This window comes from Sphingobacterium sp. 18053, assembly GCF_902706145.1.
Lineage (GTDB): Bacteria > Bacteroidota > Bacteroidia > Sphingobacteriales > Sphingobacteriaceae > Sphingobacterium > Sphingobacterium paramultivorum.
Map to the genome: position 1 here is coordinate 146,413 of NZ_CACSJW010000009.1, position 21,891 is coordinate 168,303.

At 39.6% G+C, this 21,891-nt stretch carries 19 protein-coding genes; 11 read left to right on the forward strand and 8 right to left on the reverse strand.

Annotation, left to right across the window (positions count from 1 at the left end; translation table 11 throughout):
• Window positions 1-36: 36 nt before the first annotated feature.
• Both GVK91_RS20925 and GVK91_RS20930 read right to left on the reverse strand, forming a co-directional pair.
• On the reverse strand, window positions 37-2,778 hold the full coding sequence (locus GVK91_RS20925) for a 2-oxoglutarate dehydrogenase E1 component (protein ID WP_159731179.1): 2,742 nt from the start codon (window positions 2,776-2,778) through the stop codon (window positions 37-39).
• Between the two features lie 181 nt (window positions 2,779-2,959).
• A complete protein-coding gene (locus GVK91_RS20930; protein ID WP_227550233.1) occupies window positions 2,960-4,216 on the reverse strand; it encodes a deoxyribodipyrimidine photo-lyase in 1,257 nt (418 codons plus the stop codon).
• A 482-nt stretch (window positions 4,217-4,698) separates the two neighbouring features.
• On the opposite strand from GVK91_RS20930, the gene GVK91_RS20935 reads away from it, so the two are divergent.
• From GVK91_RS20935 to GVK91_RS20945, 3 genes are all read left to right on the forward strand, one after another.
• Window positions 4,699-5,568 (forward strand): hypothetical protein, encoded by an 870-nt coding sequence (locus GVK91_RS20935; RefSeq protein ID WP_159731181.1) that lies wholly within the window; start codon window positions 4,699-4,701, stop codon window positions 5,566-5,568.
• Between the two features lie 132 nt (window positions 5,569-5,700).
• The gene (locus GVK91_RS20940; RefSeq protein ID WP_159731183.1) at window positions 5,701-7,539 is read left to right on the forward strand and encodes a UbiD family decarboxylase; all 1,839 of its coding nucleotides are present in this window, start codon (window positions 5,701-5,703) and stop codon (window positions 7,537-7,539) included.
• Window positions 7,540-7,617: 78 nt separating this feature from the next.
• On the forward strand, window positions 7,618-7,953 hold the full coding sequence (locus tag GVK91_RS20945) for a HopJ type III effector protein (RefSeq protein WP_075994097.1): 336 nt from the start codon (window positions 7,618-7,620) through the stop codon (window positions 7,951-7,953).
• Window positions 7,954-8,122: 169 nt separating this feature from the next.
• On the opposite strand, the gene GVK91_RS20950 is transcribed toward GVK91_RS20945, so the two are convergent.
• Both GVK91_RS20950 and GVK91_RS20955 read right to left on the reverse strand, forming a co-directional pair.
• Window positions 8,123-8,584: a VOC family protein gene (locus GVK91_RS20950; protein WP_159731185.1), complete on the reverse strand. Its 462-nt coding sequence runs from the start codon at window positions 8,582-8,584 to the stop codon at window positions 8,123-8,125.
• A gap of 176 nt (window positions 8,585-8,760) precedes the next feature.
• Window positions 8,761-9,336, reverse strand: a complete 576-nt coding sequence (locus GVK91_RS20955; RefSeq protein WP_075994096.1) for a Crp/Fnr family transcriptional regulator — start codon at window positions 9,334-9,336, stop codon at window positions 8,761-8,763.
• Window positions 9,337-9,571: 235 nt separating this feature from the next.
• On the opposite strand from GVK91_RS20955, the gene asnB reads away from it, so the two are divergent.
• The 3 genes from asnB to GVK91_RS20970 all read left to right on the forward strand — a co-directional run bounded on the left by asnB (window position 9,572) and on the right by GVK91_RS20970 (window position 14,083).
• Entirely contained in the window at window positions 9,572-11,260 is a 1,689-nt protein-coding gene (gene asnB, locus GVK91_RS20960; RefSeq protein ID WP_153846806.1) for an asparagine synthase B, read from the forward strand.
• Window positions 11,261-11,543: 283 nt separating this feature from the next.
• Window positions 11,544-13,112 (forward strand): M20/M25/M40 family metallo-hydrolase, encoded by a 1,569-nt coding sequence (locus GVK91_RS20965; protein WP_159731187.1) that lies wholly within the window; start codon window positions 11,544-11,546, stop codon window positions 13,110-13,112.
• Window positions 13,112-14,083: a polysaccharide deacetylase gene (locus GVK91_RS20970; RefSeq protein WP_235032970.1), complete on the forward strand. Its 972-nt coding sequence runs from the start codon at window positions 13,112-13,114 to the stop codon at window positions 14,081-14,083. Before GVK91_RS20965 ends, GVK91_RS20970 begins: the two co-directional genes overlap by 1 nt.
• Here the strand turns inward: GVK91_RS20970 and GVK91_RS20975 are convergent.
• The 3 genes from GVK91_RS20975 to GVK91_RS20985 all read right to left on the reverse strand — a co-directional run bounded on the left by GVK91_RS20975 (window position 14,080) and on the right by GVK91_RS20985 (window position 17,961).
• Entirely contained in the window at window positions 14,080-14,685 is a 606-nt protein-coding gene (locus GVK91_RS20975; RefSeq protein WP_200845672.1) for a CDP-alcohol phosphatidyltransferase family protein, read from the reverse strand. The two genes, GVK91_RS20970 and GVK91_RS20975, sit on opposite strands and share 4 nt — an antisense overlap.
• A 119-nt stretch (window positions 14,686-14,804) precedes the next feature.
• Window positions 14,805-16,988 carry a DPP IV N-terminal domain-containing protein gene (locus tag GVK91_RS20980; RefSeq protein ID WP_159731189.1) on the reverse strand — a complete coding sequence of 728 codons (2,184 nt, stop codon included), beginning with the start codon at window positions 16,986-16,988 and terminating at the stop codon, window positions 14,805-14,807.
• Between the two features lie 244 nt (window positions 16,989-17,232).
• Window positions 17,233-17,961: a DUF1080 domain-containing protein gene (locus GVK91_RS20985; RefSeq protein ID WP_153846810.1), complete on the reverse strand. Its 729-nt coding sequence runs from the start codon at window positions 17,959-17,961 to the stop codon at window positions 17,233-17,235.
• 72 nt (window positions 17,962-18,033) lie between these two features.
• Here GVK91_RS20985 and GVK91_RS20990 point away from each other — a divergent pair, with 72 nt between their 5' ends.
• From GVK91_RS20990 to GVK91_RS21000, 3 genes are all read left to right on the forward strand, one after another.
• The gene (locus GVK91_RS20990) at window positions 18,034-18,402 is read left to right on the forward strand and encodes a dihydroneopterin aldolase (protein ID WP_153846811.1); all 369 of its coding nucleotides are present in this window, start codon (window positions 18,034-18,036) and stop codon (window positions 18,400-18,402) included.
• A gap of 78 nt (window positions 18,403-18,480) precedes the next feature.
• Window positions 18,481-19,191 carry an AAA family ATPase gene (locus GVK91_RS20995; protein ID WP_153846812.1) on the forward strand — a complete coding sequence of 237 codons (711 nt, stop codon included), beginning with the start codon at window positions 18,481-18,483 and terminating at the stop codon, window positions 19,189-19,191.
• Window positions 19,192-19,575: 384 nt separating this feature from the next.
• The gene (locus GVK91_RS21000; protein ID WP_075994089.1) at window positions 19,576-20,019 is read left to right on the forward strand and encodes an Hsp20/alpha crystallin family protein; all 444 of its coding nucleotides are present in this window, start codon (window positions 19,576-19,578) and stop codon (window positions 20,017-20,019) included.
• Window positions 20,020-20,177: 158 nt separating this feature from the next.
• On the opposite strand, the gene GVK91_RS21005 is transcribed toward GVK91_RS21000, so the two are convergent.
• Window positions 20,178-20,615, reverse strand: coding sequence for a thioesterase family protein (locus GVK91_RS21005; protein ID WP_075994088.1), 438 nt, complete (start codon window positions 20,613-20,615; stop codon window positions 20,178-20,180).
• 117 nt (window positions 20,616-20,732) lie between these two features.
• On the opposite strand from GVK91_RS21005, the gene GVK91_RS21010 reads away from it, so the two are divergent.
• Window positions 20,733-21,236 carry an RNA polymerase sigma factor gene (locus GVK91_RS21010; protein WP_075994087.1) on the forward strand — a complete coding sequence of 168 codons (504 nt, stop codon included), beginning with the start codon at window positions 20,733-20,735 and terminating at the stop codon, window positions 21,234-21,236.
• Window positions 21,226-21,867, forward strand: a complete 642-nt coding sequence (locus GVK91_RS21015) for a hypothetical protein (RefSeq protein WP_159731191.1) — start codon at window positions 21,226-21,228, stop codon at window positions 21,865-21,867. The genes GVK91_RS21010 and GVK91_RS21015 overlap by 11 nt, the downstream gene beginning before the upstream one ends.
• Window positions 21,868-21,891 lie beyond the last annotated feature (24 nt).

Here is a 21,891-nt window from a genome sequence, read left to right on the forward strand (position 1 = left end):
CCTATAGATTAAGACGCAATTGATTTTAAATTGTTTTTATTCGAATGATTTATTTAAGATCGCTGCTTGTTGTGCAACGTGTTGTTTCATGTAACCCGTAGCTGTACTTCCACTTTCTTTACGGGCAACAAAACCTGTAAATGCAATCTCAGTACCCATTAGTTTACGGCAGTAGTAAGACCATGCTCCCATGTTCTCATTTTCTTCCTGAACCCAAACAAATTCTTTTGCCTTGTTGTATTTTTTACGGATTGCTTTCAATTGCTCTGTAGGAATTGGGAATAATTGCTCCAATCTCACGATAGCGATATCTTTGCGTTTGTCCGCTTCTTGTTTTTCTAATAAGTCGTAGTAAACTTTACCGGAACAGAACAACACGCGTTTAACATCTTTCGCCGCAACATTTGCATCATCAATTACCTCTTGGAAAGCAGCTTCTGTAAAATCTTTCAACGGTGATACCACTTTAGGGTGGCGCAACAATGATTTTGGCGTAAATACAACCAATGGTTTACGGAACTCACGTACAAGTTGACGACGCAACAAGTGGAAATAGTTAGCCGGAGTAGTACAGTTTGCTAAGATCATATTCTCATCCGCACATAACTCTAAGAATCTTTCGATACGTGCTGAAGAGTGTTCAGGACCCTGACCTTCCATACCATGAGGAAGCATCATAACTAAACCGTTAGAACGTTTCCATTTTGTCTCTGCACTCGATAAATATTGATCGACGATGATTTGAGCACCGTTGTAGAAATCTCCGAATTGAGCTTCCCAAATTGTCAACGAATTTGGATTAGAAGATGCATAACCATATTCAAATCCCAAAACAGCATATTCTGAAAGTAACGAATTGTAGATAGAGAATTTATCGCCACCTTTAATATTAGCTAAAGGAACATATTTCTCTTCCGAATCTTCAAGCGTCAATACCGCATGACGGTGTGAGAAAGTACCACGTTGTACATCTTGACCCGAGATACGTACACGGTTACCTTGATCCAATAATGTCGCGTAAGCCATCAATTCGCCCATTGCCCAATCGTATGAATCAGCAGTGATCATTTTGGCACGATCTTCAAACAAACGTGTAATCTTACGGAAGAATTTTTTGTCGGAAGGTAAGGTTGTGATTTCTTTCGCTAATTTTAAGAATAGATCTTTTGCAACTTTCGTTTTATCCGAAGTTGTTAATACTTCACCTTTTTTAGCGGGACGCAATCCTTCCCATGCTCCTTTAAACATCGGAATCTCTTCAGTCAATACCTCAACTGTTTTAGATTCCTCAAATTTAGTTTGCAATTCAGCTTTAAATTCCTTCTCGATATTTTTAGAATACGCCTCGTCAATACTTCCTTCAGTAATTAATTTTTTAGCATAAACTTCTTTCGGGTTCGGATGTTTCTCGATGATTTTATACAACAATGGTTGCGTGAATTTTGGTTCATCTGCCTCATTGTGTCCAAATCTTCTATAACATAACAGATCGATAAATACGTCTGTTTTATATTTTTGACGGTATTCAACAGCTAAATTAATCGCATAAACTACCGCTTCAGCGTCATCACCGTTCACATGGAACACGGGTGAAGAAGTGATTTTTGCAACGTCTGTACAGTATGTTCCAGAACGTGCATCCTTGTAGTTTGTTGTAAATCCAATCTGGTTGTTGATGACAATATGCACTGTACCGCCAGTTTTATAACCATCGAGTTTGGACATTTGGGTTACTTCGTAGACTACACCTTGTCCAGCAATTGCCGCATCACCATGAATGATGATCGGTGCAATTTTAGAAGAGTCACCTTCGTATTTGAAATCGATCTTAGAACGAACCATACCTTCAACGATTGGATCTACAGTTTCCAAATGCGAAGGGTTCGGTGCCAAACTTAAGTGGACAGATTTGCCATCGTTTGTTTTAACCTCAGATGAAAAGCCCAAGTGGTATTTTACGTCACCACCAAAGTTTACTTCAGGATCATCGGCATAAGTCTTACCTTCAAATTCAGAGAATACTGATTTGTAAGATTTACCCATGATATTAGTCAATACATTCAGACGGCCACGGTGAGCCATACCGATAACAAATTCCTGGATACCGATTTCTGCACCTTTTTCAATCACAGAATCTAATGCTGGAATTAAACTTTCCGCACCTTCCAATGAGAAACGTTTTTGACCTAAAAATTTAGTACCTAAAAAGTTTTCGAATACAACGGCGTGGTTTAATTTGTTTAAAATTCTCTTTTTTGTGTCCAAAGAGAATTTTGGCATGTTACGGTCCGCTTCCATACGGTCCTGTAACCATTTAATTTTTTCTGGGTTACGGATATATTTGAATTCTGCACCAATAGAACGGCAGTAAGTATCCTCCACCAATTGACGGATGTCTTTTAATGTCGCTGGACCTAAACCGACTTCAACACCTGCATTAAAAACGGTGTTCATGTCTGCTTCAGCAAGACCAAACGTTTCTAATTCCTTGCCAGGATAGTATTTACGTCTCTCACGAACGGGGTTAGTGTGTGTGAATAGGTGGCCACGGTCACGGTAGCCATTGATCATGTTCAGCACATTGATTTCTTTCAATACGTGCTCAGGAGTAGCTTCACCTACTGAACTTGTTGTTCCACCAGCATTTTGACCGAAATCAAAACCTTCAAAGAATTTTTGCCATCCGAAATCTACCGATTGGGGATCTTGCTTGTACGATTGATATAAGCCATCGACATAAGCCGAATCAGCATTACTCAAATATGTCAGATTGTCCATTTACAATTAAAACTATGAAATTTGTCAAAGTTATGAATAAAAAAAGAGTTTCTAATACTGAAATTGAATAATTTAATCAATAAATCTATCCAATTCTTAACATTTTTAGCATGATTTAAAAAGGGCTTCTAGCGTACTACAAATTTATTTTCTATTGGAATTATTTATTTCTGCCGAAGATTTATTTAACCAGTATTTCCTCCAGTTTTGGAAGTCCATTTGGGAAATGAGTTTTGATCAATTTTTGCCAATCCAGTGCTTTATTGTCTTTTTCACTTGTCCCAACTCCGGCAATATGAGACCACTGTCCGTAAACAGTTGCTGGAGAATAATCTAATAGATGCTCTTCATACCAGGAGGCGCCACGAAGCCAGTTTACCTGATATTCATGAACTAAATAGCTGGCTGCTATTAAGCGTGCCTGATAAGGGATATAGCCGGTCTTCTGTAGCTGGACCATCACACTGTTTATAAAATCGTGTTCTGTATGGCCCGATTTCCATTTTTCAAATAATTCTTCATTCCCCTCTAAGTTCGGATGATTCTGATGGGAGCTGTTTTTAGTGCCCTGTGGCTTAAAAAATATATTTGGATATTTTTTAAGCATAAACCTAAAATAATCGCGCCAGAGAAGAATGTCGACAATCTTTTCAAATCGTTTGTCCTTCTTACCTTCACCAAGTTTTTTGATATTGTTATAGAGTAAAATAGGTGACAAGGCACCTGAAGCTATAAAAGGCCCTAGAATCAAGGGGTCCTGGTCCGTTTCCGGATAGGTTGACAATACCGCATGCATAATACTAAGCGCCGTGTCTTCGCCACCGAGAATATAGATGTCATCAACAGATTTGATCTCCTCCTCTGAATAGCCTAAATCTTTTAATGACGGAATTTTGGTGTCCTCGAGATGGGGAGGGGTAAGGAAATTGGTCGGAAATGGGATTGGTTGTCGAACTAGACTTTCCCGCTCAACTTTTTTCTTGAAAATAGAAAAACCATTGGGTATATCTTTAATAGGGAAAGGAAGGTCTTCCTTGTGGTAAAGGGTATGGCCAATGAAATGACGCAAATTTATTTTACTGCTCCAAAGCTCACTTTCTACTTTTTCCGATATAGAAGTTTCCCGAAGTGCCACTTCGCGGTGATGATAAACTTCGTTGACTTGGTATTTTTGTGCTATTCTTGGAATAATATCTTCAGGCTTGCCAATATAAGTCAATAAATCGCTACCATGGCTCTTTAATTTTTCTTTTAAAGCGGTCACGGCTTCGATGACAAAAGCCGCCCGTAAAACACCGGTATTTAAGGTGCCAAATTGATTGCGGTCGAAATATCGGGGATCAAAACAGTATACCGGGATGATAAATGAACTTTTTTCAGAAGCTTGATAAAATACTTCATTGTCATGAAGTCTTAAATCATTTCTAAACCAGATCATTGTAGCCCTTTTGTCCATAGAGGTGAAGATAAATACTTTTTAGTGCAGCCTATTTTCAGAAGATTTACAAATATATAAGGATATTGTGTTCTTGAAAGTATTTATGCGCGAATTGACAAAAAAAGGACAATGACGGTACTTGTTTGGATGGTTTACTCCATTTTGGTTAGGAAAAAATAAAAATAGTGTTAAACTTATTTGATGTTTCTCTGTTCTAAAATCAAAGAATTATGATATTTGTAGGTCATTGCCGTTGCTCTTGAGACGATCGGAGTAACATATTAAAAGCGTAAGAAAAACATGGAAAAGATAGCTGCATCACCAATGAAACCATCCTAGGGATTTTGTTCGTTTAAGAGATTGAAAGGGTAATACATAAATACAGCGTACTAGGAAGAAACGATCCCATTTAATGGCTCACGATTGTGAGAACGAATCATTAAATCGTGGTGGTTTCATTGCCATAAAAATAGATAATTCGAATGAAAAAGGTTTTAATCAGCGGGCTAAATACCTATTTGGGACGACGGGCATCCTGTTATTTGCAATCCAGCGATTTTGATGTGACGGGATTAGTGCGCAACTTATCCCTTTTTAATAAAATAGTGAAGGAAAAGGTGACGGCAAAGCTTTTTGAATTGGATCTGTTGCGGAAAGGGGAAGCTTTCGAGCGTTTTCAAATTACTGATCTCAATTTTGGGATTTATTTTACGCAGGTTCCTTCACTTGATAATGATATACAGCTTCAGCTTGAATTGCTTGGTCTGCGCAATTTCGTGGAAATTTGTAAACGTGCCGGAAATAATCGTGTCATTTATGTCGCAAGGCTAATGGATGAACATTTCTTGGAGCCTGTACGTGACCTGCTGGAGAACTTACGTGTCCAATATACCATTGTGATTAAAAGTAGCGTGATCGGGAAAGAGAGTGTTTTAAACCGGATATTTGCGAAACTCGCCAAACGGCAGACCATATTTTATTGGAACTGGGTGGCTTCACTGAAGTTTCGGCCGCTGCCTTTGCTCGATGTATACCGCTGGCTACGGGAAATGCCTTGGGAAAATAATTTTATATCAGAAGTTATTTACCTCGGCGGCAATGAAGAAATGACATTTAGGGGCTTATTTTACCATTTCCTCAAGTGCACTTCCGAGAGTCAAAAGAGAGAAATAAGCGTCAATAAATTCTTTGCTAAACTCTTGCTGACAAGGTTGAATGATATCAATAAAGAAGATATCGACGAATTTAGAAGAGTACTTTATTATGAGAAAAATGTAGATAATTCAACTTGGCAGCGGGTACAGGCATTTGAATTTACTCCTTTGAAATCCTATGTCTGCATGGATACCTAGGTAATGGTTAAGGTTGTTATACCGATGATAGGAGAGGCAGATTGAAGATCGCTAAAGGTTTTTTCTTTATATCCTGTTTAATAAATTATTCTGTTAAATTTGTGGATTAACGTGTTGAAGCAGATTTAATATATGGGATACAATAGTTTAGAAGCATGTGTTGCGGATCTTGAAAAACATGGTCATTTAATCCGGATCAAAGAAGAGGTCGATCCTTATCTGGAAATGGCTGCAATTCATATGCGGGTATTTGATGCTGAAGGACCAGCATTGTATTTTGAAAATATCAAAGGTTCGGAGTTTCCAGCTGTGTCTAATTTATTTGGAACGCTGGATCGTTCAAAGTTTATGTTTCGGGATTCGTTGGATCACCTGAAAAAATTGGTGGATGTTAAGATGAATCCTGCCGCAGTGCTGAAAAATCCCTTTCAATATATTGGTTCATCGATGACCGCCCTAGGAGCTTTACCCTGGAAAAAGAAGTCGGGGGCTCCCATACTTCACGGAAAAACATCAATTAGTAAACTTCCGCAGATTGTCAACTGGCCAATGGACGGTGGCGCTTTTGTGACGATGCCGCAGGTATATACCGAAGATGTTGCCAAACCTGGTATTATGCAGGCTAATTTGGGGATGTACCGGATTCAGCTTTCCGGGAATGATTATCTGCCCGATCAGGAGATTGGTTTACATTATCAATTGCATCGTGGCATCGGGGTTCATCAAACTAAGGCAAATGCGCTCGGTAAACCTCTAAAGGTGAGTATTTTTGTCGGCGGACCTCCAGCCCATCCCTTGTCTGCAGTAATGCCGCTGCCGGAAGGACTCTCTGAGATGATCTTTGCCGGGGCATTGGGAAATAGAAGATTTCGCTATTTTTATGATGATGAAGGCTTTTGTATCTCTGCGGATGCGGACTTTGTTATTACAGGTACCGTTTATCCCAACGAAAATAAACCAGAAGGTCCTTTTGGGGACCATATCGGCTATTATAGCTTAACTCATCCGTTTCCTTTGATGAAGGTGCATAATGTGTACCACAAGAAAAATCCAATTTGGTCTTTTACAGTTGTGGGACGACCGCCGCAGGAAGATACTAGTTTTGGTGCTTTAATCCATGAAATTACGGGTGCGGCTATTCCAAAGGAGATTTCAGGTCTCCATGCAGTTAATGCTGTTGATGCCGCTGGTGTACATCCCTTGCTTTTTGCAATAGGGTCTGAACGATATACGCCTTATCAGCGTGTCGATCGACCGCAGGAAATTTTAACAATAGCCAATCAGATACTGGGTAAAAATCAGCTCAGCCTTGCTAAATATTTGTTTATTTCAGCACATGAAGATAATCCGCAATTGGATATTTATGATATTCCGGCTTTTTTGGGGCATATCCTTGAACGCATAGACCTCACTCGAGATGTTCATTTTCAGACCAATACGACTATTGATACCTTAGATTATTCCGGAGATGGATTAAATGCCGGTTCAAAGGTGGTTTTTGCTGCCGCTGGTACAAAGAAAAGAACACTGGGCCGTGAATTGCCTGCCAATTTTGAGCTGCCACGACCTTTCAATCAGGCAAAATTTGTCATACCTGGTGTTATTGCGATAGATGGACAGGCATTCTCCACATACGAGCATGAATCGGAAATTATGGCGGAATGGTGCCGCGCTGCCGCTGCAAGCTCCTGGGAAGGTTTTCCATTGATCGTTTTATGTGATGACGCCAATTTTACCGCTGCTACTGTCAATAACTTTGTTTGGACAACGTTTACCAGAAGTAACCCTGCGTATGATATTTATGGAATAAATAGTTTTACAGCATTTAAACATTGGGGTTGTGAAGGTCCCCTGATTATTGATGCGCGAACAAAACCCCACCATGCCCCGGCTTTGATTAAAGATGAAGCGGTGGAAAGACGTGTGGATCAGCTTGCTGCAAAGGGAGGTTCGCTGCATGGAGTTATTTAAGAGCGCTTAATGCCTGTTCATTCAGGTTTATGGTTGAGAAATTAAATTAGAATAGATTTTAAAAGGTATAACATCAAGATGAATACAGCAGAATTATTGATTAAATCAAAAGGAAGCGAATTACAGTTTCAGGAAGTATTGGCTCATATTGCCGATCATTACAGCTATAGTCCCAGTGCATTTCAGAATGGGACGTTGAAAAATTCGAAAGAAGAAAATCAAGGCAGTGCAAAAGTTTTCTATTTTGCACAGTTGAATGGTCTTTCGCAGGAGGATACCTTGCGCCTTTTTGCCGAGCATTATCAGAATGTACTCGATAATCCTGAGGGAGAGGGACATCAGAACATTCGTCAATTTAGGACAAATGGCTGGGATGGGATCCTGTTTGAGCAAGAGGTATTGGTAAAGAAATAATACGTTCAGCTTTAGGGGGAGCTTACGCTGGAATAGGGATGCACTTGCTGTAGCGACAGTTCCGATTGAGATCGCGTAAATAGGCAGAAGTCATCGAAAATAGAGAGGGCGGTAAACTGTTGTTACCGCCCTTTTTTTTGCCAAATACATTACGGACTGTTTCGCTGGCTTAAGGCTTACTTTCGCAATCTTCTTCTTTATTTCCGCCAAAATAAACCATCCAGCAAATGCCAAATTGATCTTGAAAAGCGCTGTATAGTTCAGCAAAGAATGTTTCGCCGAGGGGCATTTCAACAGCCTTTGCATTGGTACTCAGTGCATCGTATAATGTTTTTGCCTCTGTGGTGCTTTCACACATCAGCATGACGTAGCTGTTGTTTCCTTGAATGTATTGTTGACCAAAAGCAGGAATGACATCAGCACCCATTAACATGCTGTCTCCATTGATCGAAATTGCTGTATGACAGATTTTGTTTTTTGCTTCGTCTGGAACAGGTGGCATTTGTGGATCAGCGGGGATATCTCCGTAACGCATGTAGCCTGGGTTCTTTGTGTTGAAGACTTTTTCATAAAAATTGAATGCTTCTTCACAGTTTCCGTTGAAATTTAGGTAAGCGTGTAATTTTGCCATGATTTCTAATTTTTGAATATAATGATTACTTCTTTTCGTTCTTTTTCTCAATTATTCTTCCCCGGGGACTACAAGAAATAGCGTGGGAGTACATTTGTAAAATTAAACTGAAGTTTTCTTAAAAATCTTGCCTTAAGGCAAGATTTAAAAATTAGTCCTTTATTCATTAAAAAGGATTAATTTCCGTGGACAATTTCTTTTCGAATACGGCTTAGGGAAGTGTCGGTAATACCCAAATAAGATGCGATATGTTTTAAGGGTGCTTGCTGTATCAATATTGGTTTTTCCTTAATCAGGCGTAGATAACGGGCAGTAGCAGGTTCTGTAATCATGGCAATAGCTCTATTTTTGCTGTGAACAAGTTCTTTAGCCATCCAGGAACGGCCCCATTCCCTAAATTCAGGAATCTGATGAAAGAGTTCCTGAAAATCTTCAAATTTTATTTTCCAGAGACGGGTTTCCATGAGCGCCTGAATATTTTCCACCGTTGGATTTCGTTGAAAAAAAGAAGCCACTTCAATGACAACATCATTGTCACTGCAGAAGCCGATGGTAACTTCATTGCCTTCATAATCATGTAAAAAAGAGCGTGTAAGTCCGTACTCAATCAAGTAGTATGCATTTGAAACCTGTCCTTTGGTCAATATAAAATCGCCCTTTTTGACGGTTATGGCTTCGTGTTTCTCCGTGATGGCCGTTAATTCCTGTGGTGTGAGCGCAAGCTCACTATAGAAGGTTCTAATTAGATCCATGTCCTGGTTATTTGATTACGACGTTAATTTAACGATAAATCCGCAGATCAATTGTTAATCTATTGTGTGATTATTGTAAACAAATAAGTGTTTCGTTGATAATTTCGCTTGTTTTGAAAGTTATTTTTAATAAAAACACAATAAAAATTAAAAAACATTATGAATTTAATTTTTAATTGTTTTACTTTGTGTCAATAACATAATGTAAAAACGAAATATTTAAAATTTTCATAATATGTGTGGAATTATTGGCGCTTTTGAATTAAAGCAACCTGCAAGCTCATTGAGATCTCAAGTATTAGAAATGTCAAAACGTATTCGTCACCGTGGTCCCGATTGGTCGGGTATATTCACTGGAGAGAAAGCTTTGTTGGCACACGAGAGATTAGCTATCGTTGATCCCAAATCGGGAAGTCAACCTTTGTACAGTCCGGATGGTAAAGTTGTACTAGCAGTTAATGGCGAGATCTATAACCACCATGAATTAAGAAATAGTCTTCCTGATTATGAGTTTTCTACACAAAGTGACTCTGAAGTTGTTTTGGCTTTATATTTAGCAAAAGGTCCCTCATTTGTGGACGAATTAAATGGTATTTTTGGATTTGCACTATATGATTCGCGTGATGATTCCTTTTTTGTCGCACGTGACCATATGGGCATTATCCCCTTATATTATGGTGAAGATGAACAGGGACAGTTGTTTGTTGCATCTGAATTAAAATCACTGGAAGGTTTCTGTACGACGATTGAACAATTTCCTCCGGGACATTACTTGTATAGCAAAGCTGGGAAAGCTCCGCAGCGCTGGTACCAACGTGATTGGGAAAGTTACGATGTCGTAAAAGACAACGAGACCGATATCGCTGTTTTGCGCAAAGCTTTGGAAGATGCGGTACATCGTCAATTGATGTCAGATGTACCTTACGGTGTACTGCTGTCTGGTGGATTGGATTCATCCGTTATTGCAGCGGTAACGAAGAAGTTTGCATCCAAACGTATTGAAAGTGACGATAAAGAAGATGCTTGGTATCCTCAATTGCATTCATTTGCGGTGGGACTGAAGGGTGCACCGGATCTAATTGCAGCACAAAAAGCTGCAGATCATATCGGAACGATACACCACGAGATCAACTTTACAATCCAAGAAGGATTGGATGCTATTCGTGATGTGATCTATCACCTGGAAACTTATGACGTCACAACGGTACGTGCTTCTACACCAATGTACTTATTAGCTCGTGTAATCAAATCAATGGGCATCAAAATGGTGTTATCGGGTGAAGGTTCAGACGAGCTTTTTGGCGGGTATCTTTATTTTCATAAAGCACCTAATGCGCAGGAATTTCATGAAGAAACTGTACGCAAGCTGAAAAAGCTCTATCTGTACGATTGTCTGCGGGCAAATAAATCACTTGCGGCCTGGGGAGTAGAAGGACGTGTACCTTTCTTGGATAAAGAATTTATGGATATTGCCATGCGCATCAATCCTTCCGATAAAATGATTCGCGAAGGAAGAATGGAGAAATGGGTTGTACGTAAGGCATTTGAAGACTACTTGCCGGAGAGCATCGCATGGCGCCAGAAAGAGCAATTTTCTGATGGTGTAGGCTATAGCTGGATCGATACCTTGAAAGAGCAGGCTGAAAATAAAGTTTCTGATCAGGAATTTGCAGAGGCTTCAACGCGCTTCCCGATAAACACACCGAAAAATAAGGAAGAGTTTTTATATCGGACAATCTTCGAGTCCCATTTTCCTTCAACAGCGGCGGCACAAACTGTTCCTTCGGTAAAATCTGTCGCATGCAGTACGCCAGAGGCCTTGGCATGGGATGCTTCTTTCCAGAATCTGAATGATCCATCTGGAAGAGCTGTGGCCTCAGTCCACCAAGAGAGCTACGAAAAATCCAAAGTGGAAGCAGTGTAACTAATCAACCCTCATATCTATATTTAGTAAAGCCTGGAAAGACTCTTTTCAGGCTTTTTTATGTTCTCTTTTTAACTAAATAAGGGCATATTATTTAATTGATTAAAAATGAATGTGTTTTTTTAAATATTCTTTAGTAATTTTCGGAAAAACCAATCACAGGAAACTTTGGGTTTCTGAATTAGCTATAGGTGAACAAAATAGGAAAGTGAATGTACAATTAAGTATACTCCCGATGGTCGTGTTCGCTGGTTAACAATTAATTATAAATAATGATATACAGATGAAGATAGATTCAATGAAACACCGTGGAATGAAATCTTTGGCGCTGGCACTTCTATTGTTGAGCGCTCCAACTATTTTTGCTCAAAATAAAGACGCGATGGTTTCGTCAATTGTGCAGGAGGCAAATGCAAATTCACAATTGGAGAAGTATGCGTTTGAGCTTGTCGATATGATTGGCCCCCGTCTTGTCGGGAGTCCACAAATGCAGCAGGCGCACGATTGGGTTGTCAAAAATTATAATGCGCTTGGAGCACAGGCTCGTAATGAGCCCTATGGTGAATGGCGTTCCTGGGAACGGGGGACTTCTCAAGTGACGATGACCTATCCGAGAATAAAGTCTTTAGAAGGTACACAGTTGGCTTTTAGCCCTATGACGAAGGAGAAAGGGATCGAGGCAGAAGTGGTCGCTATGCCCTTATTTAGCTCCCAGTCTGATTTTCAGTCCTGGCTTAAAACAATTAAAGGTAAGATCGTATTGATTGGGATGAATCCACTGTCGGGAAGATCTGACGCCAACTGGAAGGAGTCTGCTTCCCCGAAAGGTTATGAAAAATATCAAACCCTAAAAAGTGATCAGTTGAAAAAATGGGAGGGCAGCATGTCCTACACGGGAAGCACCCGTCGGACATTGCCATTGGCCCTGGAGAATGCTGGAGCCGTTGGTGTTATTGATTCCTACTGGACGGAGCTGCCAGGTATCACGCGGATTTTTGATGCGAAATCTAAACAGATTCCGGTATTTAATGTCGGATTGGAAGATTATGGTCTGTTATACCGCATGGCAGAACATGGGGTCAAACCTCGGGTATCACTACACGGAAATTCAAAGGAGCTTGGGACATCAAAAACCTATAATAGTATTGCGGAGATCAAAGGAAAAGAAAAACCGGACGAATATGTTGTGCTTTCTGCACATCTAGATTCTTGGGACGGAGCTTCGGGTGCTACAGACAATGCTACAGGGGTGATTACAATGATGGAGGCAGTCCGTATTTTAAGAAAGGTTTATCCGGAAAATAAAAGAACGATTTTGGTCGGTAACTGGGGTAGTGAGGAACAGGGGCTGAACGGTTCTTCTGCATTTGTCGAGGACCATCTCGAGATCGCTAAAAATATACAGGTGGTATGGAATCAGGATAACGGGACGGGGCGAATTGTTCGTATCGGGGGGAGTGGTTTTGAAAAATCCTACGAATACATTAGCCGCTGGGTGCAATATTTGCCTGAAGAGTTCCGCAATGAAATCCAAACCAGTTTTCCGGGCATGCCGGGGACGGGAGGGAGTGATCACTCTTCTTTCGTTCAAAAAGGAATTCCAGCCTTTGGGCTCTCTTCCACTTCCTGGGATTATGGTAAAGTGACCTGGCATACCAATCGCGATACCTACGATAAGATTGTGTTTGATGAGGTGAAACAAAACGCCATTATCGTTGCGATTTTAACTTACCTAGCCTGTGAAGAACCAACTTTGGTCTCCCGGGAAAAGATCATATTGCCAATCGATAAAGATGGCAAGCAGACGGTATGGCCAACAAATCTACAGTCAAAAAGAACAAGTGGTAACTGATGATGAAACAGCTCATTTTTGTTTGTCTATTTCTGGTATGCGCCCTATTCTCTTATGGACAGGCTTCATTTGCTAATTTGGAAAACTACAGAACCGAGTGGTTGATCCTTCGTGAAAATAATAATTCCTTGGTGGGGATCCGTAGTTTCACGACAAATGCTGTAAAATATTATTTAACGGTAGATCCTACTACATTGCAAACGCGTGTAGTAGGAGATCGATCAGTAAGCGTTCTGTACAAAGATGCGGCTCAGGTTACGAGAAGTCTAAGTGGTTCGGTATATGAAAGTTGTTTTTCCTTGGTCAGAAAAACTGAAAATAACTTACAGGATGCGGGGCTGAATTTTAGACTTCCCAAAGAGGCTGGTATTAATTTGACGATCGATCTATGTCCTTCACACAAACCTTTGGACAAAGCTATTTTTGAGGATCTTCTCGTTGCGTTTAAGGGAATTGATAGCACCCTGCCACTGGCCGTTTCTGTTTCGGGTAAATGGATGCTAAATCATGCTGCAGATCTGGAATGGCTAAAGTCATTGGATACAAAGGGTGTAAAGATTACCTGGATCAATCATACGTACGACCATGTTTTTAATAATAATCCTTTAACGTCCAATTTTCTGCTTTCTAAAAATACGGATCTAAATTATGAGGTGTTGGAGAATGAAAAATTGATGCTAAAAAATGGCCTTATGCCTTCCGTTTTTTTTCGTTGTCCGGGCCTAGTTTCAGATCGAAATATTATTGAACGGCTGTTGTCTTATGGTCTTATTGCGGTTGGCTCGGATGCATGGTTGGCTAAAGGGCAGCAGGCCAAGAACGGAAGTATTGTTCTGATTCATGGTAATGGGAATGAGGAACTCGGTGTGCGTGATTTTATCCAATTGCTTCGGACAGAATCTCAGTCAATAAAAACAAAACATTGGACATTGTATAGTTTATCTGAAGGCTTGGATGAGGAGCCGCATTAACTATTGAACAACTTGTTTTTGAGGATCGCCTTTCCTTTGCGTAGCTGGATAGCGTGGTAGATACTTGGGATGTCGTTAGACCAGTTTTTGAGCGTCAGGATAATAGCAATAATTTCCAGGCGCGTAAGAAGGCCTAGCCAGACTGTTAACTGAAATAAGATTGTCGATTGGCAATGTAGCAGTAATTCAACTAAAAGAGCGAATAAAAACAGCGTCCAGATCTTCGCTCCAATGGAGTGTGTTGCAATTTCCTTTTTAAATTTTGCAAAGCTAATGATGTAGGTTAATATCTCTGATCCTACCAGGATCAAAATCAATGTAGCATTATCCTTAAAAAATTGGGGACAGCTCAGGTAACTTACCAGTGAAACACAGGCAAAAAACAGGAGATCAACACTGGAGTCCCATCGACGTAACAGCGTGGTAGAAACAGCTAGCTTACGGGCAATAATGCCGTCGAATATGTCGCTTAATAATCCGATTATAAGAAATGAAATTGCATACCATTTAAAATGATCCACTTTGAGCCAGTAAAAGAGCAACAGCAGCAGGCCTAAGACAAGGCGCAGTATAATCAGTGTAAAAGGAATATTCTTTTTCAAAGCCTGCGGATAATCGGTTAAAACGTTGCTATTAAAGATACGTATTGTACATTACAAAACCAAAAAGGCACCTTTCATATTGAAAGATGCCTTTTTGGTTTTTCTTGCTTCCCTAAGTTTTAGGAGGGGTTTTTGATGTGTTGATTGAAGTAGTCTGCAATTTTTTCGTACATATGAATACGGTCTTTCCCCATTACATTGTGTTCATGAGTCGGGTATAGAAAATAATCTACTTGCTTTCCGGCTTTAATACATGCTTCTAAAAACTCCATGCTGTTTTGTTGTACAACGACAGGATCTTGTGCACCATGAATAATCAATAGTCTTCCTTTCAGTTGATCGGCTTTATTGAGCAGAGATGTCAATTTGTAACCTTCGGGATTTTCTTGTGGAGTGTCCATGTAGCGTTCGCCGTACATAACCTCATAAAACTTCCAGTCGATTACCGGGCCTCCTGCTACAGCAGCCTTGAAAATATCGTTATGATGTAACATGAAGGAAGTTGTCATAAAACCACCGAAGCTCCACCCGAAAATACCCATGCGCTGTTGGTCAACAAAAGATTTTGATTTAAGGAACTCAATTCCTTTCATCTGGTCGGCCATTTCGTTTTGACCGAGGTTGCGATGCGTAGCAGTATAGAAATCCCGGCCTCTGTAATTTGTGCCGCGATTGTCCATGGTGAACACGATATATCCTTGTTGGGCCATATACATATCAAAATAACCAGCGCCTCCTAGCCATTTGTTGGAAACCAGCTGCGAATGTGATCCGCCGTATAAATAGTACATGACGGGGTATTTTTTTGCAGGATCAAAATCGTTGGGATAAATGATACGTCCTGTCAATGGGTATTTTCCATCTGCGGATGTCAATTGTATAAATTCAATTTTAGGATCATTTATTTTTCCGGCAAAAGGGTTTTCTGCATTGACTAAGGTTGTTTCTTTAGCAGATTTCACTTCTTTGATCTGAACTTTATTTGGTGTTTTTAAATTACTATATTGATCGTAGATGTACTTGCCATCGCTACTTAGCGCCGCATGGTGCATGCCCGATTCATTCGTTAATTGAACCGTTTTTCCTGATTTTAGATCGACTTCAAATAATTGGCGATCTAAACCATTGTTGGTGACTCCGGTGTAACTTACTTTGTTGCCATCAGCCGAAAAGTCAAGGAGTGCCTCCATCACAATGTCTTTATAGCCTAACTTTTTGATCAAATTACCTTCCGTGTTATAGAGGTAAAGTTGATTATAACCATCTTTATCGGATTGATAAAGGAATTGATCCGGTTTGTTTGGCAAAAATGTCAATGGGTTTTCTGGCTCAACCCAGGTTGTCGCAGTTTCTTCGAACAGGGTTTTGACGAAGGAACCGTTTTCGGCGTTGTATTTGTTGACTTTAAGATCATTTTGCCCACGGTTAAGTACTCCGACGTAGATGTATTTACCAGAAGGATCCCAGGTAACCATGGTTAAATATTGCTCTGAATGCTCGCCGGTTTGAAGGGTTACCTTTTGCCCCGTGGTGGTATTGTAAACGATCAAAGAAACTTCTTCTGATTTTTGGCCTGTCATGGGGTATTTTATCCATTTGATATCCGCAATTTTGGAACTCCATTGCGGTAACGGATAATTGGCAACCATCGTCTCGTTTTTGTGGTAGTACAGCAATTTATCATTCAGATTGTTCCACCACATTCCTTTCTTGATGCCAAATTCTTGACGGTGTGTATAATCGCTTCCATTGACAATCCCTTTGTCTGTATCGTTGGTTACAGCAGTAATTTTGCCGTTTTTGTCAATAATTGCGATGTTGTTGTCTACTAAGTAAGCGATTTTTGAAAAATCAGAACTTATCTCGCGATTAGCTCCCTTATTGTCATTCCCGATAAAACTTTCAATATTTTTTGATTTAATGTTGTAAGCTACCGTATAGGTTTTATCTTTTCCTTCAACCTGCAGTAATAGTGCATTTCCGTCGCGCCATTTGTAGTCGTAAGGAAATACGCGCAAATTAAATGTTTCGTTCGGGATAGCCGTTTTTAGTGCTTTTTCGAGGTCTGTTTTAGACGCGAGATTTGTTTCGCTCCAGTTGCTGGAAGCGCTTTTGGATAATAGGTTCTGATACGATTTATCGAGATAGGAGAGGTTGTTTGATTTTGGTATCCACGATGCTCCGGCTATCGATGTTGGGGCATAAGTTCGGGGGCCAAATACTGTTTCTTCTAAATTGAGGTTACGTTGTGCATAACTACTAATGGAGCTTGCCAACAAGAAGAATAGCGCAATTCTTTTCATTAAACTGTAATATTGTGTGAATGTTTATACTCAACGGCATAAGTGAGCCCATTCCAGTGGTTATTTGCGTGTCATTAATCCACTCACATAAGGCTTCTAAGTCTATTGCGGTAAGAAATTAATGGCGCAAGGAGCTCATTACATTCCGTTTGTTTTTAATTTTATAGGGCTAAATTAGGGAAATAGCCCTATAAAACCTAATACAGAATTGTTGCTTTTCTAACTAAAATTGTTTGTTGCAAACCTATAGTTTACGTAGCCAGATGTTTCTGAACTGGACCAAATCACCATGATCCTGCAGTATAATTGGGCCTGGGCCATGGCTTATCTGCTTAGGTAGTCCTATATATTCTGTGGTACCGTCGATTTGGGTATTGTTTTGCACAACGACTCCATTATGTAAGACCGTTACTGTTCCTTTAGAAGTCAATATTCCATCTTTACTGAATTGAGGAGCCTTATAAATAATATCATATACATGCCATTTGTCCGGTGCAATTACCTGCGCCAAAGGCGGCCGTTGTTTATAAAGACTACCCGCTCCACCATTGACATAGGTTGGATTGTTATTGTTGTCCAATACCTGAATTTCATAATGCCCCTGTAGGAAAATTCCACTATTGCCTCGCCCTTGGCCTTCACCCTTGATCACTTCGGGGCTTTTCCATTCAACATGCAGTTGAAAATCGCTAAAGTGTTCGTTAGTCTCAATGGCTCCAGCTCCCGGTTTTACTTCGAGCACGTTGTTGGCTACAGTCCAATTGGCTTTCCCTTTTTCACTTTTCCACTTGCTGAGATCCTTCCCATCAAAAAGAACAATTGCATCGCTTGGGATACCATGATCGATCGTTAATGTGGGGGGGACAGGACTATAATATTCCGTGTCACTGGCTTTCATATTGGTTTGGGCCTGCAGTGCTGTGGCACCAAATAAGAGTGTTGTTACTAGTGCTGATGATAAAAAAAAGTTCATCTGTTGGGTTTTTGGTATGGCTAAATATACAAATAATTCCATCTGTATGGAACAATTTCCTTAGGTTTGTACATGGCAACCATTTTACAAACAGTATCGCTGAAAGAGGCCCGATTCTATGCACCAATAGGTTACTATGAAGAAGAACAGGTGCTTGGCAATGAGTTTTTTGTTTCTATTGATGTATGTTTTCCCTTTTTGAATACGGAGACAGAGAACTTAAAAAATACGCTCAATTACGAAGAACTCTATCAGATTACCGCTAGCGTCATGCAGCCTAAACGAAAATTGCTCGAATCTGCGGCTTCAGAAATATTAGATCAGATTCGGGAAAGAGTATCCCATGCCCTGACGATCGAAGTGGTGATACGTAAATCGAACCCTCCCTTTGGTGGAGATCTTTCCTGCTCCCAAGTTAGCCTTAAATATTTCAAGGATTAAATTGAAACTGGATCAGCGATATGCTGGCTGAAAGATTTAGTTTTGCCAACTGTTATCTGATAGTCTTAAATTAACATTATGAATATTTACGATCTTGTAATTGCCGATAAGGAAAGGATAGCTTTAGAAGATGTCTTCTTGGAAGAGGAGAGCCGTCAGAAGCTCCATCAGCTGATTAAAGAGCATCGTTATATTAAAGAGCTTTCACAATATGGTCTGCCGGTTAGCAATAAGATTTTACTGCACGGTTATTCTGGTTGCGGAAAAACAACAACGGCGAAAGCCTTGGCCACAGCGCTCGAAAAACCAATTTATGTGTTGAATCTGAGCAACCTCATTTCTTCTCGTATTGGTGAAACCTCGCAGCACATTAAACAGGTCTTTGATAAAGCTGGGCGTGAAAAAGCAGTTCTGTTTTTAGATGAATTCGATCAGATAGGAAAGGCGCGGATTAGTGAAGAAAAGGATGTGGGTGAAATGCGTCGTCTCGTGAACACCATTATACAGCTGATCGATTATTTTCCTGCTGAAGCGGTATTGATTGCAGCAACCAACCATCCCGAAATATTGGATACAGCCATTATCCGGCGGTTTCAGCTTCGTTTGGCTTTTGAGTTGCCGACAATGGTGCAGTTGGATGCATATTATGATAAATTATTTATGCCATTTCCGCATTATGCTGATGTCGTACCTCGACGCTATGGGATCTCCTATGCGGAGGCCAAGGACTATATTTACGATGCTGTCAAATTCTTATTGATCGCTGCTTTGGAACAAAATCAACCTTAATGATTTTTTGAACGCTCCGCTTCAGACGCTTAATAAAAATAACAATTTCTGATAAACTGTTTTTTCTCTTCTATGTTAGTCTGTTAGTTGAACGCTCCGCTTCAGACGCCTAATAAAAAAATAACACCTTCTGATAAACTGTTTTGTCTCCTATACGTTATTGTGTATATGGGTGCAATTTATGATAAGACTGGATCCTGTCGATGACAGATTGATCGCTAAGCAACTAAAAATAGTTTGTGAATAAGTCAAAATGGCATTTGTTTTTATTTTAAAATGACATTTTGTCTTTTAAAAACTGCTGGTACGCAAATTGAATAATTCTCTTCAAATAGTTAGAACAAAAAAGCTTAACAATAAAACAAAAAATTAGGAGGACAAAAAATGGCATTAATTAAATTCCCTACAAAAAGTTTAAACACTGATGCAGTAAATCCATTTGTAAACACTGTATTTGACAATTTATTCAATGATAACTTCATCTCCGATCGTTTGGTATCCCGTGTGCCGGCGGTCAATATATCAGAATCCGAAAAATCATTTAAAGTTGAAATGGCAGCGCCCGGATTGGATAAATCTGATTTTAAGATCAATGTAGATAAAAATCTAATTACGATTTCAGCTGAGAAAAAAGAGGAAAGTGTTAGTGAAGAAAAATTATACAGCAAAAAAGAATTCAATTACTCTTCGTTCTCAAGATCATTTACATTGCCAGAGACCGTAGATTACAGCAATATTGAGGCTGCCTATGAAGGTGGGATATTAATTTTGACTGTTGGCAAGAAAGAAGATGCAATTATTGCAAAACGTTTGATTGAAGTTAAATAATTCAGCAGTACACAAGAAATAGTTCATTTTAGAAATGACCAAAAGGTGAATAAAAGACAATAGTTTTTAGGTTTAGTTTATGTTTTAATCCCTCGGAGTTCCGTTTGTGTTCCGAGGGATTTTTCTTTTATAAGGATGGTCTTGACATGATGAAAAGACTACTCAGTTTCGGTATAGTTTTCGGATCGGGGAATTCTGGCGAGATAGGGCTCCATCTCTTCTGGTAATTTCGTTAATTTCCGCTTTTGAAGGTCCAGCCAAGCTCCATCAACGTTAACGGTACAGCACAAAACTCCGTCATTACGAAAAACCTGATGTATAAATGAAAAGCGACTATTTGTTTTGTTGTATTTGGTCAGTTCTACTTTTACCTGTACATATTCATCCAAATGTACTTCTTTAAAATAGATGAGTTCCTCCCTGAACAAAATAGGGCCGATATGAAATTCGGCAAATTTATCCAGTGAAAAGCCCATTTTGTTCAACATATTACTACGGGCCTGAGCACATATGTCTGCGTAAGCAGAATGCCGCATATGTCTATTTGCATCGATCTGCGCCCATATAATTTGACCTTGATAAAATATATTCTCCATAATCTTCAGCGATTAGTCTCTATTTTAATAACAATTTACATATTTTTAAATAAAGCTGTAACACTTTGTTTGTTTGCTATACTTATTACCTAAATATATTTAAAGAAAAATCGCTAGGTGAACCCATCGGAAATAGAATTTCTTCGACTGATTGACGAGAATAAAGGTATTCTCGTTAAGGTGAGCCGTATGTATATGGATGATCACGAGGGGCGGCAAGATCTGTATCAGGAAATCGTGTATCAGCTGTGGAAATCCTATGCGACATTTAAGCAACAGAGTAAATTTTCAACGTGGATGTACCGTGTTGCCCTCAATACCGCAATGGTATTCTTAAAAAAAGAAAAGAAGCATCAGATTTATGATGCGTTAGAGGAGCGACATGATTTTGCAGAAGAAGCTTACGATACCGATAAAGATGAGCAACTGAAAGTCTTTTACCAGGCCGTTCAAGAGCTCAATGCAATTGAAAAAGCCCTGATATTTTTGTTTTTGGAAGGTCAAAGTCATCGCGAGATTGCAGAGAATCTGGGTATATCGGAAGTCAATGCCCGCGTAAAATTAAACCGCACGAAGGAGCGAATTCAACAAATCATTAAAAAATACAAGTATGAATTTTGATGAGTTAAAAAAATCTTGGCAGGAACAGCCTACAGATGAGGATTTACAGAATCCAAATCTCAAATACTATAAGGAAGTTGGCAATATCATGGGCAAGTTGCGCAAGAATATCAAACGCGAGTTTATCTCCTGGGTCGTTTGTATGGGCTTTTTGTTTTTGGTGCCTATCTTGCCAATGTATAAGATTGAAGGTTATGCGGCATTTGCCTATTACTTTTTTATCGTACAGATATCATTATCAAGTCTTTTATATTACCGGAGGTTCTTTTATTTGGTAAAGAGCACGAAAAAGATCGAGTTGTTGGCTTCTAAAGAACACTTGCTCAAGTTGTATTACGATTTGAAGTATGCCGTAGAGACTTATCGTATTGCGGCCTATGTGATGATTCCACAAGCTTTGTTTCTATATCTTATTATGATAGCACAGAATAAAACAACGGTGTGGTTTGATCGGTTGTACCATTTCAAGGAAACTTTCCAACAGGAACCGAACTTTATTGTGTGGATGATTCTTTCGGCAATTGTGTCTATCGTCCTTGTTGTTGGTCTGACAGAAATTATGATTCGTTGCTACTACAGTAGGTATATCGTAGAGATCAAGGAGAAATTGGATCAAATGGAAACGGAATAAGGCGACCATATGAAATATCTACTT